This window comes from Pantoea sp. GCM10028869 (assembly GCF_042666835.1).
In the GTDB taxonomy this organism is placed as follows: Bacteria; Pseudomonadota; Gammaproteobacteria; order Enterobacterales; family Enterobacteriaceae; genus Pantoea; species Pantoea leporis.
The window spans coordinates 1-16,317 of record NZ_JBHTGO010000005.1; the positions used below are offsets into that span (position 1 = coordinate 1).

Here is a 16,317-nt window from a genome sequence, read left to right on the forward strand (position 1 = left end):
TATGGTGGTACAGCACAAAAGTGGGGGTGATCGACCTGAAGAAAAAGTCGATCACCATGGGTAAAGGATGTTAAAAAGTGTTCACCATGTCCCCGAACACCTGTCTACCATGTCCCCGGACTGTACAGGGAGAGGGCCGGGGTGAGGGCACCAGACCGCACCGCACTACCACCTTACTCCGCGGCTTCGCGCATCATCTCTTCGTGTGGAATATCCTGCAAAATCTGCTCGAAACTGCGCAGACGTTTATAGATCGACATCAGCGTAATCAGCGTTGACCACGACGTGATCAAATACTGGAACGACGAGCGCACCTGATCAAACACATTGGTGATCTGGTTCAGCAGACCGAGCGTAATGGTACCCGCCACAATCGACGGGAACAGCACAAACAGCCCGAACACGTTATCCACCTGCAGATACATAATGCGGGTGATGTTGAAGTACAAATAGTGGAAATAGAGGCGGAAATAGTTCTGACGCACGCGGCTAAACAGCTCCTGCACCGTCGGCGGTGAGGCGCGTTCAGGATCGTCTTCGCCATATACCAGCTCTTTACGGTAGGCCGCTTCCACCCGCTGATTGCGGAACTCCAGCCCCGGCAGTTTAATCCCCACCAGCGCCAGCAGCGCGGTACCAAACAGCGACCACAGCAGCGCGGCAATCACCAATGCATACGGAATGCTGCCAAGAATGGGCACCTCTTTCACATGGTGCGACAGCGTGACCAGCACCGGCAGGAACGCCACCAGCGTCATAATCGCCTGAATAAAGTTGATGCCCCAATCCTGCAACGTGCCAGCGAAGCGCATGGTGTCTTCCTGTACACGCTGTGCCGCCCCCTCAACCAGACGCAGACGCTGCCAGTTGTGCATATAGTAATTGTTCATCGCGGTACGCCAGCGGAATACCCAATGGCTGACGAAGAACGAGTTCATAACGCCAATCACCACCGCAATCAGCGCGATACCGAGAAACGCCAGCACTTGCACATAGAACTGGTGGATGGCGACGGAACCGGCTTTGGTCAGCGCCTGTTGAATCATGTCGTAGAACGGGCCGTACCAGGCGTTAACGCCCACGCCGACCTGCACGCCAAACCAGGTGACAAAGATGATCAGAATTGAACCCCAAACCGACCAGCGCTGCCACGGATGGTTATCAATCACGCGCCACGCCAGCGCAAAGAGGCCGGCAACGATCCAGTAATAGGCGTAAAACCACAGTTGGCTGATGTGAATAAAACGGCTGGCATTGGTTGGCAAAGGTTCGTGCATCGCCGCCTGTAGTGCAGGCCAGCGCGCCGGGAAATCACTGAAAAAGCCAAACCAGGCAAAAATCGCCAGCAAACTCCAAATCGCAGCTGAGCTGAAAAACAGCGTTGGCCGCGGAAAAAAGGACTTAAACATAGGCACTCCGCTGTTGTGTGTACGCTTTTATACCGCTTCAGACCTCTATCTGTCTGTTGTGGGTTGTATCTGACGATGTCAGTTTCGCCGCTGCGATGTAAAACGACAGCGGCAATTGTTAAGTAATTAGTGCGAATTTGTTTCTAACAACTAAATTATCCACAGCAATGGTGTTACAATATTTGCACTGTTACCGGTAACAGTGCTGCTGTATCCCTTAAGCTATCAATAAAAAAACAATACAACGCAACTACTTAACTTTCATGCCGCATTATATGTGGTACTGAGGCAATGTCATGTCAGAACAAAAAAATGGTCACACTCGCAGGGATTTTCTGCTGAGAACCATCACCCTGGCGCCGGCAATGGCGGTGGGCAGTACGGCGATGGGCGCACTGGTGGCACCAATGGCCGCTGGGGCAGCAGAACAAAACGCATCACCACAACAGGCGCGTAGCTACCAGCCCACCTGGTTCACCGCCGAAGAGTTTGCCTTTATCACTGCGGCCGTGGCGCGCCTGATCCCCAACGACGAACGCGGTCCTGGCGCACTTGAAGCCGGCGTGCCGGAATTTATCGATCGTCAAATGAACACGCCGTATGCCACCGGTAACAACTGGTACATGCAAGGTCCGTTCAATCCCGATCTGCCAAAAGAGTTGGGCTATCAGCTGCCGCTGGTGCCGCAGCAGATCTACCGTCTCGGCCTCGCCGATGCCGATGGCTGGAGCAAAAAACAGCATGGCAAAGTGTTTGCCGAGCTGACGGGCGAACAGCAAGACGCGCTGCTGACCGCGTTTGAAAGCGGCACGGCCGAGTTCCCGCAGCTGCCAGCGAAAACCTTCTTCTCCTTCCTGCTGCAAAACACCCGCGAGGGCTATTTCAGCGATCCGATCCACGGTGGCAATCAAGGCATGGTGGGCTGGAAGCTGATCGGCTTCCCAGGCGCACGCGCTGACTTTATGGATTGGGTAGAACGCGGCGAACGTTATCCGTTCCCGTCAGTGGATATTCGCGGGGAGAGGACGTAAGCGTGGCAAATGAATTGAAAAAAGTGGATGCGGTCGTCGTCGGTTTCGGCTGGGCGGGTGCCATCATGGCGAAAGAGCTGACCGAAGCGGGCCTGAATGTGGTGGCGCTGGAGCGCGGTCCGCATCGCGATACCTACCCGGATGGATCCTATCCGCAGTCGATTGACGAACTGACCTATAACATCCGCAAAAAGCTGTTCCAGGATCTGTCGAAAAGCACCGTAACGATTCGTCACGATGCCTCGCAAACCGCCGTACCTTATCGCCAGCTGGCAGCGTTTCTGCCCGGCACTGGCACCGGCGGCGCGGGTCTGCACTGGTCAGGCGTGCATTTCCGTGTTGACCCGGTAGAACTGAACCTGCGCAGCCATTACGAGCAGCGTTACGGTAAAAACTTCATCCCGGAAGGCATGACGATCCAGGATTTCGGCGTCAACTATGACGAGCTCGAACCCTTCTTCGATCAGGCCGAGAAAGTGTTCGGCACCTCGGGCAGCGCCTGGTCAATCAAAGGCAAACTGCTGGGCAAAGAGAAGGGCGGCAACCCGTACGCGCCAGATCGTTCCAGCGACTTCCCGCTGCCGGCGCAGAAGCGAACCTACTCGGCGCAGCTGTTCGCGCAAGCGGCGGAATCAGTGGGTTATCACCCTTATGATATGCCGTCGGCCAACACCTCAGGCCCCTACACCAACACCTACGGCGCACAGATGGGCCCGTGCAACTTCTGCGGTTTTTGCAGCGGTTACGCCTGCTACATGTATTCCAAAGCCTCGCCGAACGTCAATATCCTGCCCGCGCTGCGTCAGGAACCGAAGTTCGAGCTGCGCAACAACGCCTACGTGCTGCGCGTCAATCTGACCGACGATAAAAAGCGCGCCACCGGCGTGACCTATCTCGATGGTCAGGGCCGCGAAGTGGTGCAGCCTGCGGATCTGGTGATCCTGTCGGCGTTCCAGTTCCACAACGTGCATCTGATGCTGCTCTCCGGCATTGGCAAGCCGTATAACCCGATTTCCAACGAAGGTGTGGTGGGCCGTAACTTCGCCTATCAGAACATCTCGACGCTGAAAGCGCTGTTCGATAAAAACACCACCACCAACCCGTTTATCGGTGCCGGTGGCGCAGGTGTGGCGGTGGATGATTTCAACGCCGACAACTTCGATCACGGTCCGCACGGCTTCGTGGGCGGTTCGCCATTCTGGGTGAACCAGGCCGGTACCAAGCCGATCTCGGGTTTGCCAACGCCGAAGGGCACGCCAAACTGGGGCAGCCAGTGGAAATCCGCGGTCGCGGATACCTACAACCATCACATCTCGATGGATGCGCACGGCGCGCACCAGTCGTATCGCGCCAACTATCTCGATCTCGATCCGAACTACAAAGATGCCTACGGCCAGCCGCTGCTGCGTATGACCTTTGACTGGCAGGATAACGACATCAAGATGGCGCAGTTCATGATCGGTAAGATGCGCAAAATCACCGAAGCGATGAACCCGAAAATGATCATCGGCGGCGCGAAAGGGCCGGGCTCGCACTTCGACACCACCGTGTATCAAACCACGCACATGAGCGGCGGCGCGATCATGGGTGAAGATCCGAAAACCAGCGCGGTGAACCGTTACCTGCAGAGTTGGGATGTGCCGAACGTGTTTGTGCCAGGTGCGTCGGCGTTCCCGCAGGGACTCGGCTACAACCCAACGGGCATGGTCGCCGCGTTGACCTATTGGTCAGCCAAAGCGATTCGTGAACAGTATCTGAAGAACCCCGGCCCGCTGGTACAGGCATAAGGAACACGGCGATGATCAAAAGCATTTTAGCCCTGTTTCTGGGCACCATGACGTTCGCCGCAGTGGCGGACGAAGCAGGTTCGGACGCGTTGGTGAAGCGCGGTGAGTATCTGGCGCGCGCGGGCGACTGCGTGGCGTGTCACAGCGCGCAGGGCGGCCAGCCGTTTGCCGGTGGACTGCCGATGGCGACGCCGATCGGCACCATTTACTCCACCAACATCACGCCGGATAAAACCACCGGGATTGGTGACTACAGCTACGACGATTTCCAGAAAGCGGTGCGTCACGGCGTAGCGAAAAACGGCGACACGCTTTATCCGGCGATGCCGTATCCGTCTTACGCGGTGGTCAGCGATGACGACATGAAGGCGCTCTACGCCTACTTCATGCATGGCGTGCAGCCGGTGGCGCAGGCCAACAAAGAGAGCGACATTCCGTGGCCGCTGTCGATGCGCTGGCCGTTGTCCATCTGGCGCGGCATCTTTGCGCCGGATGTGAAAGCGTTCCAGCCGGCGGCACAGGAAGATCCGCAGCTGGCACGCGGTCGCTATCTGGTGGAAGGTCTCGGTCACTGTGGCGCTTGCCATACGCCGCGTAGCATCACCATGCAGGAAAAAGCGCTCAACAATGGCGAAGGCAATAACTATCTTGCCGGCAGCAGCGCACCGATTGATGGCTGGACCGCCAGCAACCTGCGTGGCGATAACCGCGATGGCTTAGGCCGCTGGAGCGAAGAGGATCTCAGGCAGTTCCTGCGCTTTGGCCGCAACGATCACACTGCGGTGTTTGGTGGCATGACCGATGTGGTGCAGCACAGCCTGCAGTATCTGAGCGATGACGATATCAGCGCGATTGCTAAGTATCTGAAATCCCTCGGCGCGAAAGATCCGAATCAGGCGGTGTTTAAGCAGGATGATGCGGTGTCTCAGGCGTTGTGGAAAGGTGACGACAGCCAGCCGGGCGCATCGACTTATGTCGATAGCTGCGCGGCGTGCCACAAAACCGACGGCAGCGGCTATCAGCGCTTTTATCCGGCGCTGCGCGGCAATCCGGTGGTGATGGCAGACGATCCGACCTCGCTGATTCACATCGTATTGGTCGGCGGCACTTTGCCAGGCGTGAAAGGCGCACCTACGGCGATCACCATGCCAGCGTTCGGCTGGCGTCTGAACGATCAGCAGGTGGCGGATGTGGTGAACTTTATCCGTGGCAGCTGGGGCAATAACGTGAAGTCGAGCGTGTCGGCGAAAGATGTGGCCGAGTTGCGTAAAGATGAAACCGTGCAGCCGAAGCAGGGTAATGCGGATATTAAGGTGTTGGAAGGGCAGTAATATTACAGGAGGCCAGTATGGCCTCCATTTTTTAATCATGTACACTTATCAAAATATCCTCACTCCTTTAATATTATCTTACTTTAAGTATTTATGTAAAATTAAATGTGGTTTGTTTGATTTTTACATAATTAAATTTTTTATATATTGGTATGCTTTTTTTAATTTTGCGATAGTGAGGGGTAATGTGAAGCGATTAACTTTGAGTATTGTTTTTTTATTATTATATTATTGATTGCTCTTCTTTTTTTTAAGACCGTTCTGTTATTTTATTATTATGTGATTATTTAAAATCCTGACCTCAAGATGAGTTTATATAATTTGTTAACAAATTAACACAAGGAGTTGTTATGTTAAAATCTTATGATCCCACTCTGCCAGGTCTGGAAATTTGGGTAAACACGCCATATCAATACTGGAAAGGAAATTATATTGATGTAAAAAATGGTACCGTTGAGTTTACTATTAATGGAAAAACATTCCGGACCAAAGTTGCAGAAAACGGTGATTGGGAATTCCAGTTGCCTCTCCAACTGGCTGAAGGTGGACATAATGTTGCCATCCGTTTTTATGATGCAGCGGGTAATCGTGGTGATGTTTATCAATCACGCATCAATGTTGATCTCAGCGCACCGGATAAGCCTGGTATCACAAGTGTTATGGATGATGTGGGGAGTGTTAAGGGGCCAGTTGGAAATAAGGGATTTACTGATGACCCTAAGCCGACGATTTCTGGTTATGCCGAGCCAGACAGTATTGTTCGTGTATACAGCAATGGCATCTTATTGGGTAGTGTGCAGGCTGAGAAAAATGGCCAGTGGACAATGGAACCTAAATTGAGTGATGGTGAACACCGTATCTACATCACCGCTACCGATCGTTTTGGTCAAGTCAGTGAAGATTCTGATGTCTTCACGCTATTTATCAATGAACCCACCATCAATAAACCTCAATTGCTGGAGGTGTATGACAATTACGGCCAGGAAACCGGTGTCATCAAACATGGCGAAAATACAGATGATCTTCGTCCATCACTGAGTGGTAATGCGCCAGTTGGCGCCGAATCCGTACATATTTATGTTAATGGAAAGCGCGTAGGGATTGCTCCGGTTGAGAATGGAAAGTGGGATTGGGAAGCAAACTCAGATGTTCTGCACTATGGCAAAAACAGCATTACTCTGCGTTCGCAGAACAACCGAGGTGAATTAAGCCAGCCAACCGCAGCGTTTGACGTGATTGCAGTTGCCCCCACTACCGTGAAGATTGAGTATGCATGGGATAATTTCGGTAATTCGCAGGGCAAACTCGCTTCTGGTGCTGACACCGATGATTTTACGCCATCCTTTAGTGGCAGTGCTGAAGCTCACAGTATTGTCTACCTTCATGCGCGTCATCAAAATGGCAGCTGGTCCCTTAAAGGCAGTGCCGTAGCCGATGCAAACGGATTCTGGAATATTGAAGTAGCTGAGCTGACTAACGGCAATGGCGTGTATGATTTCCAGGCATCTAACTCAACGAGTTATAACGGTAAGAGTGGCGAATTCTCTCTCCAGATCAATGCATATGTGCAACCAGTCATTGATTCCGCCTACGACAATAATGGCTACGTTCAGGGCACTATCCAGAACGGTGGTCGTACCGACGATTTGACGCCAACCCTGAAAGGGCATGCCACTGCTAACAGTATTGTCTACATTCATACTAAACATGAAAAGGGCACCTGGGTGGTCAGCGGCAGTGCGAAGGTCAACGCTCAGGGAGAGTGGACATTTGATTTACCGCAGCTTTCCGCCTATGGCAACTACGATTTCGAGGCCTCCAGCAGCGCGACACGCGATCCAAAAGCAGCGACTTTCACGTTGTATGCGGGCCCGGACGTGCAGATTACGCCAGTCATTGATTCTGCCTACGACAATAATGGCTATCTTCAGGGCACCATCCAGAACGGCGGGCGTACCGACGATCTGACACCAACCCTGAAAGGGCATGCCTCTGCTGGCGCGATTGTCTACGTTCATACTAAACATGAAAACGGTACCTGGGTGGTCAGCGGCAGTGCCAAGGCCAACGCCCAGGGGGAGTGGACATTTGATTTACCTCAGCTGTCCGCCTACGGCAACTATAATTTCGAGGCATCTGGCAGCGCGACACGCGATCCAAAAGCCGCGACTTTCACGCTGTATGCGGGCCCGGACGTGCAGATTCCACCGGTCATTGATTACCTCATCGACAACAACGGTCTGAGGCAGGGCACAATCGAGCATAATGGCCGAACCGATGACCTGACGCCAACTCTGAAAGGGCATGCCTCTGCGGGCGCAATTGTCTACATTCATGCCAAGCATGAAAGCGGCAAATGGTGGGTTAGCGGCAGTGCGAAAGCGGATGCCAAAGGTGAGTGGTCATATGATATGCCGCAACTGCCTAATTACGGCATCTACGATTTTCAGGCTTCGGGCAGCGCGACCCACGATCCCAAAGCCGCTACTTTCACGTTGTATGCGGCTCCTGATGCTCCGATGATTGATTCCGTTTACGACAATATTGGCCTGATCAAGGGCACCATTGCGAACAGTGGACGTACCGACGACCTGAAGCCAACCCTGAAAGGCAGTGCCCCTGCTAACGATACCGTCTACGTTTATGCTAAGCATGAAAATGGTACATGGTGGATAAGTGGCAGCACGAAAGCCAACGCCAAAGGAGAGTGGGCATATGATATGCCGCAGTTGACTGCCTACGGCACCTACGCATTCCAGGTCTCTGGCCGTGAAGTACGCGATCCCAGCGCCAGCATTTTCTCGCTGTATGCCGCGCCTGATAGTTTGGTTGTTCCGGTCATTGTTTCTGCCCATGACAACAATGGTCTGCTCCAGGGCAGTGTTGAGAACGGTGGCCGGACTGACGATTTGACGCCGACCCTGAAAGGCTATACATCGGCTAACAGCACCGTTTACATTCATGCCAGGCATGACAACGGCACATGGTGGATCAGTGGCAGTGCGAAGGCTAATGCCAATGGCGAATGGACATTTAATGTGCCGCAGCTCACCGCATACGGCAGGCACGATTTCCAGGTATCCGGCAGCACGGTACGGGATCCTAAAGCGACTATTTTCACCTTTGACGCCAAACCCGATAGTTTTACATCCGAAATGAATGGCATTTCATACGATTACTCAGCTGACTTACTCGCTACCAGCAGCCAAAAATCGATTGTGAATATGGCTAATAGCACTGCTGGGAATACACTGAGTATTAATGTCAGTGACATCCTTAGCGCGGGTAGCAAAGATCTCTTTATTCAGGATGGCAAAACGCAAATGGTGGTGCACGGCAATAAAAATGATGTCATTAAGCTTGATGATTTGTTAGGCAATGGCATTGATGAAGGTGATTGGCATCGGCAGAAAGGAAATGTATCAGTGGCAGGCTTGAAATATCAGATATATACCCACGACGGCTTGGATGTTGAATTACTGGTAGAACAAGGCGTGAAAATCGATCTGGTTTAACCGCGTCTAATCATGGCGGCAATATTGGCCGCCATTTCTTTATTAGTCTTCAAATATTCTCCAAATCCATCCCACGGGTCTTCGGCCCGTAAATCCCCACCGACAGCATCACAATCAGCATGCTCAGCACGATAAAGGCGATCACGCCCTGGCTGCCGGCATACTGCAAAATAAGGCCAATTAAAATACTGCTGAACACCGTCGACAGGCGGCTAAACGAGTAGCAGAAACCCACCGCGCGGGCGCGAATGTGCGTCGGGAAAATCTCGGTCTGATAAGCGTGATAGCTGAAGGTTAGCCATGCATTGCTGTAAGTGATCAGGAAACCACAGATGATCATCAGCACCGGATTGGTCATAAACGCAAACAGCGTGCCGAACACCACCGTCATCAGCGATGAAAACACGATCTGCCATTTATTCTCGAGCTTATCGGCGTAGCGGCTGCAAATCAGCGAGCCGAGCGGATAGGCCAGCGTAATGAAAAACGCATACAGCAGGCTGTGTGTGACGGTCGCGCCTTTGCCCGACAGCAGCGCCGGCAGCCAGTTGCCGAAGCCAAAAAAGCCGATCGCCTGAAAGAAGTTCATCACCACCAGCATCAGCGTGCGCTTGCGATAGGCCGGTGCCCAAATCTCGCTGAAACGCCCTTGCTTAGGTTGCTCAGGTGCGAACCGTCCCCCATCCCGGCCTTCCCCCACAACTGGGGGAAGGGGAGATGCGATACCACAGCGCTTTTCCATCGCACTCAGCACCTGATGCGCTTCCTGATGCCGTCCTTGTTGCGCCAGCCAACGCGCCGATTCGGGCAGGTTTTTTCGAATCAGCCAGATCACCAGCGAGCAGACCGCACCGGCAATCACCACCCAGCGCCAGCCTTCAAGACTGAGAATGGTTTGCGGCACCAGCCACCATGACATCAGCGCCACCGTCGGCACCGACAGGAATTGGATAAAGAAGGAGAAGGCGAACGCGCGGCTGCGCAGATGCGCCGGTACCCATTCGGAAAGATAGGTATCGATGGTCACCAGCTCGACGCCGAGGCCAATGCCGACCAGGAAGCGGAACAGGATAATCATCTCTGCGCTCTGCTGGAACGCCATCAGCAGCGAAAACGCGCCGTACCACGCCAGCGCGCACATAAAGGTCAGGCGGCGACCAAAACGGTCGGCGTAGGGCGCAAGCAAACTCGCGCCGACAAACAAACCGAGGAAGGTGGCCGAGGCAAATGCGGCCTGGTCGGCGATGCCGAACACGCCCGCAGAACCGGTATGAAACACGCCCGCCGCCACCAGGCCGGAGCTGATGTAGCCGGTTTCGAACAGATCGTAGAGCTCAAAGAAGCCGCCCAGCGCCAGCAGCGTGATAAAGCGCCAGAGACCGGCGGACGAGGGCAGCGCATCAATGCGCCCGGCTAAGGTGCGGCGATCCGCGCTCATGTGATCGTTCACCATCCCTGTCGACGTGATGGTTGTCATTATTATGTATACCTCGGTGTTTGCAGAACCCGCTGACGGCTGAGATGGGTTTTAAAAATAATTAACCGTTAGCAAGCGAAGGAATAGCAGGATAATAAATTCGCTGAGAGTTGCCGAGAGGCGGGACGGTGACATTTTGGCAACATACGTTGCAGTTCACAGAAAAGTGATCGCCATCCGTGGCGCAGGCTTAGTGCAGGCTTGGGTAGACGCCGGGACCGATCGGTAAACCCAGCGCGTACCACGCCAGCAGCAGCACAATCCAGGTGGTGAAGAACACCAGCGGATAGGGGAAGATCAGCACGTAATAGGTGCCCAGTTGCGCATCTTTTTGATAACGCTGCAGGAAGCCGAGGAACAGCGGCAGGAACGGCGACATCGGTGCCAGCGGCAACACCGCAGAATCGGCGATGCGGAAGATCATCTGGGCAAACGCCGGATGGAAGCCAAGCAGCATAAACATCGGCACAAATACCGGCGCCAGAATCGACCAGATCGCCGATCCGCTGGCGATAAACATGCACAGGAACGCCGACAGGAACATCAAGCCCATAAACGCCGGTGCGCCGCTGATGCCCGCGCTCTCCAGCACATCGGTCAGGCCGATGGCCATAAACTTGCCCATGTTGCTCCAGTTGAAGAAGGCCACGAACTGCGACAGCGGAAACACCATCACAATAAAGCCCGCCATGCTCTTCATCGGATCCACCAGCAGCTGCGGGATATCATCCGCGCGGCGAATCTGTTTGGTTACCGCGCCATAGGCAATCGCCACCACAAAGAAGAACAGGATGATGATTGGCACAATGCCCTGAATAAACGGCGAGGGAATAATGCCGCCGGTTTTTGGATTGCGCAGCGGCGCGTGTTCCGGCACCACCAGCAGCGCCATCAGCGCGATAAACACCAGCGCGGCGATGCCGGCGGCTTTCAGGCCGCGATTCTCCAGCGCGGTGAGCGGCGGCAGACGATCGCTATTGCCGCCGTTCCACGCGGGCAGGCGCGGCTCGACAAACTTATCGGTTAGCAGCGCACCGGCGATGGTCAGCACAATCACCGAGCTGGCCATAAAGTACCAGTTGTCGATCACGCTAACGTGTACGGTGTCGCTCACCGCTTTGGCGGCTTCGCTACTGATGCCGGACAGCAGCACGTCGGTGGTGACAATCAGCAGGTTGGCAGTAAAACCGGACGCCACGCCCGCAATCGCCGCCATCAATCCCGCCACCGGATGACGCCCCACCGCGAGGAAGATCAGCGCGCCGAGCGGCGGCATTACTACCAGCGCGGCATCAGACGAGATGTGGCTGAAGAAGGCGATAAACAGCACCATGTAGCTGGCGTAGCGACGGCTCACGCGCGAAGCCATCTTCACCATCAGCGACTGCAGCAGGCCAACTTTTTCCGCCAGGCCGGCACCAATCACCAGCGCCAGAATCGATCCTAACGGCGTGAAGCCGCTGAAGTTTTTAATGATATTGGGCAGGATCCATTGAATCCCTGCCACGCTCAGCAGGTTGTTTACCCGCACCAGCTCGCCGTTGGCCGGGTTTTTCACCGCCACGTCGAGGCTGCTGAGCACGGCGGTGGCCACCATCAGCACCACAATCAAATAGACGAACAGTAAAAACGGGTTCGGCACTTTGTTGCCGACGCGTTCAATCCAGCTAAACAGCTTTCCAGGGCTGCGGTTCTCCGTGGTGGCTTCCATAGATTAATCCTCGTTAGTCGTCTTATTGTGTTTGCAAGCCCTTCATACTTCGAGCTGCAGGTGCGTTGGCTGCGTGCGTGCACCCCAGTCACTTACTTGAGTAAGCTCCTGGGGATGCCCGCACTTGCCGCCTTCCTGCAGCTCGAATTATTTTGGGCTTTAGTTTTTATATTTTTTTTTGCCCGCGTTTATAAACGTGAGAGGTAAATCCTAGGACGTTAACTTCGACGGTGTGACATCCGCTGGAATCGGGCAGACGTAAGGCTGCTCGCGGCGTACGCGCTGGAACTCGTCGCGGCAGCGCGCCAGCGCCGCGTCATCCTGCAGCAAGGTCAGCGCGGTGGCGGCCATCACTTTGGCGGCCAGACACATGCCTTTGTGCGCAATGGACGTGCGGCCCTGCGCCACCAGCTGCCAGGTGTGCAGCGGCGTGCCGAAGGCGAAGCAGGGCGCAAAACATTGCGCGGTGGGCGTCACCCAACTCACATCGCCAACGTCGGTTGAGCCGTAAAGGATCTCGCGCGTCACTGCATAGGGCGCCACTTCATCCATCAAAATCTTGTCGTCCAGCGCCGCTGCCCAGGCAACGCCCGCTTCACCGCCGGTGCGCGCCGCATTGAGACGCGCGTTACGCAGATCGTCTTTGCTTAGCGTGGAGCGCATCTCGGCGGCAAACGCCTGTTCCGCTTGACTGTAGTCAGGCAAACCAAACTGATGCAAATAGCGCTCCATCACGCTTTCCAGCGCGCGATTCGGCACGTAATTAGAACAGGCTTTATCGAAGCGCACCGTCATCTGCGTGTCGGTCATCAGCGCCGCGCCTTTGGCGATGTTGATGACGCGCTGATAGATATCCTGCGCCTGATCGAGCTGCGGCGCGCGAATCAGGTACAGCACTTCGGCATCGGCTTGCACCACATTGGGGGAGACGCCGCCGGCATTGGTCACCGCGTAGTGCAGACGCGCTTCCTGCACGATATGCTCGCGCAGAAAGTTGGCGCCGGTGTTCATCAGCGTCACCGCATCCAGAGCGCTGCGCCCTAAATGCGGTGAGTTGGCCGCATGCGCCGCCACGCCTTTGAAGCGGAAGGCGGCCTGAATATTGGCCAGCGTGCTGAGGTTGAACATGCCGCTGAAACCTTCGGGATGCCAGGTCACCGCCGCGTCGACATCGTCGAACAAGCCTTCGCGCACCATAAAGGTTTTGCCGGAGCCACCTTCTTCGCCGGGACAGCCGTAAAAGCGCAGCGTGCCGCGCTGGCCGTGTTGCGCCCACCAGGCTTTGATGGCGAAAGCGGCGGCCAAACCGGCGGTGCCGAGCAGATTGTGTCCGCAGCCGTGGCCGTTGCCGTTTTCCACCAGCGGCTGTGGCGTGGCGCACCCCGATTGCTGGCTTAAACCGGCCAGCGCATCGAACTCGCCGAGAATGGCGATCACCGGTTTGCCGCTGCCAATGCTGGCGATAAACGCGGTATCGATGTTGCCGACGCCGCGCTCCACGCGAAAACCTTCTTGCTCCAGCGCATCGGCCAGCAGTGCGGAGGACTTTGTCTCTTCAAAACGGGTTTCCGGTACGTCCCAGATGGCATCGCTGAGGGCGGTAAAACGCGGCTGGTTTTGGTTGATGTAGCGATCAACAAATTCGCTGTGGCTCATCGCTGGCCTCCAAACTGTGCGTGATTGAGGGCCAGCGTCGCCAGCGTTTGCACCGCGGTCGCCATGATCGCTTCGTCAAAATCGAACTTCGCGTTATGATGGCCCGCCGCCAGATCGCAGCCGAAAATCACGTAGGAGGATTGGCCGCCGCGCTGCTGCACGCGCTCCAGCATGTAAGTGGCATCTTCCGAGCCCGCCGCCTGCTGTTTCGTATCGACCACTGAGGTGAAAATGCCCAGCGCCTCGGCCTGCTGGTGGATGAACGCCACCCACGGCGGGCTCGGCGTGCAGCTGCGCGCGCCGCCCATCAGCTTGACCTCATATTCCACGCCGTACATTGCTGCCGCACCGCCAATCACGCGCAGCGCCTGCTGATAGATATCATCGTTGACCTGATTGCTGACGCCGCGCGTTTCCACCTTCATCAGCGCGCAGTCGGGCACCACGTTGCGTCCGGTTCCGGCCTGCAATACGCCGACGTTGACGCGCGCCACACCGCCGCTGTGCTGCGGCAGGTTGTGCAGCGCCAGCGTTGCCTGCGCCGCCGCCAGCAGGGCATTACGGCCCTCTTCCGGTTTGCCGCCGGCGTGCGCGCCGACGCCGGTGAAACTGACGTCGAGTTTGGTGGTGGCGAGGAAGCTGTCGCTGCCACAAACGATTTCGCCGGCGGGCACGCCGGTACCAAGATGAATGGCGGTGAACAGATCGACATCATCCACCACGCCAGCGGCCACCATCGCCTTCGCACCGCGTACGCCTTCTTCCGCTGGCTGGAAAATGATTTTGATGGTGCCGCTCAGCTGCGCTTTCATCTCCATCAACACGCCCGCCAGCGCCAAACCGATGGTGGTGTGGCCGTCGTGACCGCAGGCGTGCATCATGCCGGGATTGCAGGAGGCAAAGCCTTCGCGCGTTGGCAGATGATCGGCGGCGTGGCTTTCGTTCTGATCGAGCGCATCCATATCCACGCGGAAACCCATTACCGGGCCGGGACGACCGGTTTCCAGTGTAGCGACCACGCCACAAAATCCGCCGGAGAAGTGTTTAATCCACTGCGGCAGCGCGCCTTGTTCCAGCGCGCGCGCTTCCTGCTGCGCCAGCACTTCATCAGAGGGCAATCCCATGCGCGAATCGGCATCGATCACCTCGCGGCCCAGCTTGAGTTGATAACCAAGACGATGCAGCTCTTCTGCCACCAGTGTGGCGGTGCGGAACTCCAGCCAGCCCGATTCGGCAAAGTGGTGCAGATCGCGTCGCCAGGCCTGCATCTGCGGGATGCGCGCGTTGACGAGGTCAGAAAGGGTTTTCATCGGCATTTCCTTTGTGTTGGTTTTTTATGCATTCATCCGAATCTACACATTGGTTTTGCCGCGCATAAGATGCGAATATCTTGCTACTGATAAACAATGGTTATCACCAAACTATGTCTGCGAACCTCAAACTTCATCAGTTGCGCGCTTTTGTTGCTGTGGCGCGTCAGGGCAGCATCCGCGCCGCCAGCCGCTTGTCCGGGCTTTCACAGCCTGCGCTGACCAAAGCGATCCAGGAACTGGAGCTGGCGCTGGGCGCGCGCCTGTTCGAGCGGCGACAGCAGGGCGTTACGCTGACTGATATCGGTGATAACTTTTTCAAGCATGCCAGCCTGGTGCTGGAAGAGTTGCGGGTGGCGCAGGAAGATATTCAGCAGCGGCTGGGATTGGCCGGCGGGCGCGTCAATATCGGCGTGGGTGGCAGTATTGCGCGCACCGTCATGCCGCAGGTGATCAATCAGTTTCATCGCGAATATCCGCTGGTCAAGGTGCGGATTGTTGAAGGTCAGCTGGTTTCGATGGTGCATGAACTGCGTCAGGGCGAGCTGGATTTCACCATCAATACCTACGATAAAAATCATCTCGATCAGGAGTTAGTTTTTGAACGGCTGATGGAGCGCGATTATCAGGTGGTGATGCGCAAAGGGCATCCGATGGCGCATGCGCGCACGCTGGCCGAGCTGCAACACTGCGACTGGACCATGCCGACACCGCAAGGGAGCTATTATCGGCTGCTACACGATCTGTTTGGCGAGCGCGGCATGGCGCCGAAAATTGTCGTCACCTGCGAGACCTTTATGGCCTGCACCAGCCTGGTGGCGCAGAGCGATTTCGTCAGCATTATTTCGCGCGATGTGATTGAAGATCCTACACACGGCGGCCAGCTGATTTCTCTCGTTCTCGACGAACCTTTACCGAAAGCCACTTTCTATCTTATTCAGCGCAAAGACACCGCGTTGACGCCGATGAGTGCCTACATGGCGCAGCTGTTCCGGCGCTACTGTCAGCAAAGGTAAGAGTGCGGCCCGGCTCGCAACTGTATAACTATTGCGCACTACACTTGCAGTGGACATTCCCTTTATGGAGAACA

Annotated in this window: 11 protein-coding genes; 6 read left to right on the plus strand and 5 right to left on the minus strand. The window is 55.6% G+C overall.

All coding sequences use genetic code 11. The features are described 5' to 3' along the window. Positions 1-74 (plus strand): hypothetical protein (locus tag ACFQW4_RS14035; protein WP_225614602.1); only part of this gene is annotated, 74 nt, incomplete at its 5' end. Positions 75-173: 99 nt separating this feature from the next. Here the strand turns inward: ACFQW4_RS14035 and sbmA are convergent. Continuing rightward, entirely contained in the window at positions 174-1,409 is a 1,236-nt protein-coding gene (sbmA, locus tag ACFQW4_RS14040; RefSeq protein ID WP_101762366.1) for a peptide antibiotic transporter SbmA, read from the minus strand. A gap of 296 nt (positions 1,410-1,705) precedes the next feature. Between sbmA and ACFQW4_RS14045 the strand changes: the two genes are divergently transcribed. The 4 genes from ACFQW4_RS14045 to ACFQW4_RS14060 all read left to right on the plus strand — a co-directional run bounded on the left by ACFQW4_RS14045 (position 1,706) and on the right by ACFQW4_RS14060 (position 9,073). Further along, entirely contained in the window at positions 1,706-2,440 is a 735-nt protein-coding gene (locus ACFQW4_RS14045) for a gluconate 2-dehydrogenase subunit 3 family protein (RefSeq protein ID WP_101762365.1), read from the plus strand. A 2-nt stretch (positions 2,441-2,442) separates the two neighbouring features. After that, positions 2,443-4,227, plus strand: coding sequence for a GMC family oxidoreductase (locus ACFQW4_RS14050; protein WP_101762364.1), 1,785 nt, complete (start codon positions 2,443-2,445; stop codon positions 4,225-4,227). Positions 4,228-4,238: 11 nt separating this feature from the next. Then, entirely contained in the window at positions 4,239-5,558 is a 1,320-nt protein-coding gene (locus ACFQW4_RS14055; RefSeq protein WP_350261432.1) for a cytochrome c, read from the plus strand. Between the two features lie 350 nt (positions 5,559-5,908). Continuing rightward, positions 5,909-9,073 carry an Ig-like domain-containing protein gene (locus ACFQW4_RS14060; protein WP_377725868.1) on the plus strand — a complete coding sequence of 1,055 codons (3,165 nt, stop codon included), beginning with the start codon at positions 5,909-5,911 and terminating at the stop codon, positions 9,071-9,073. 49 nt (positions 9,074-9,122) lie between these two features. Here the strand turns inward: ACFQW4_RS14060 and ACFQW4_RS14065 are convergent, their stop codons facing one another. The 4 genes from ACFQW4_RS14065 to ACFQW4_RS14080 form a co-directional block, all read right to left on the minus strand. Beyond that, positions 9,123-10,550 carry an MFS transporter gene (locus ACFQW4_RS14065; RefSeq protein WP_377725870.1) on the minus strand — a complete coding sequence of 476 codons (1,428 nt, stop codon included), beginning with the start codon at positions 10,548-10,550 and terminating at the stop codon, positions 9,123-9,125. A 190-nt stretch (positions 10,551-10,740) separates the two neighbouring features. Continuing rightward, on the minus strand, positions 10,741-12,261 hold the full coding sequence (gene abgT / locus ACFQW4_RS14070; RefSeq protein ID WP_101762360.1) for a p-aminobenzoyl-glutamate transporter: 1,521 nt from the start codon (positions 12,259-12,261) through the stop codon (positions 10,741-10,743). A gap of 210 nt (positions 12,262-12,471) precedes the next feature. After that, a complete protein-coding gene (locus ACFQW4_RS14075) occupies positions 12,472-13,917 on the minus strand; it encodes a M20 family metallopeptidase (RefSeq protein WP_377725872.1) in 1,446 nt (481 codons plus the stop codon). Further along, on the minus strand, positions 13,914-15,227 hold the full coding sequence (locus ACFQW4_RS14080) for an amidohydrolase (protein ID WP_101762357.1): 1,314 nt from the start codon (positions 15,225-15,227) through the stop codon (positions 13,914-13,916). Before ACFQW4_RS14080 ends, ACFQW4_RS14075 begins: the two co-directional genes overlap by 4 nt. A 113-nt stretch (positions 15,228-15,340) precedes the next feature. On the opposite strand from ACFQW4_RS14080, the gene ACFQW4_RS14085 reads away from it, so the two are divergent. Next, the gene (locus ACFQW4_RS14085) at positions 15,341-16,243 is read left to right on the plus strand and encodes a LysR family transcriptional regulator (protein ID WP_101762356.1); all 903 of its coding nucleotides are present in this window, start codon (positions 15,341-15,343) and stop codon (positions 16,241-16,243) included. Positions 16,244-16,317 lie beyond the last annotated feature (74 nt).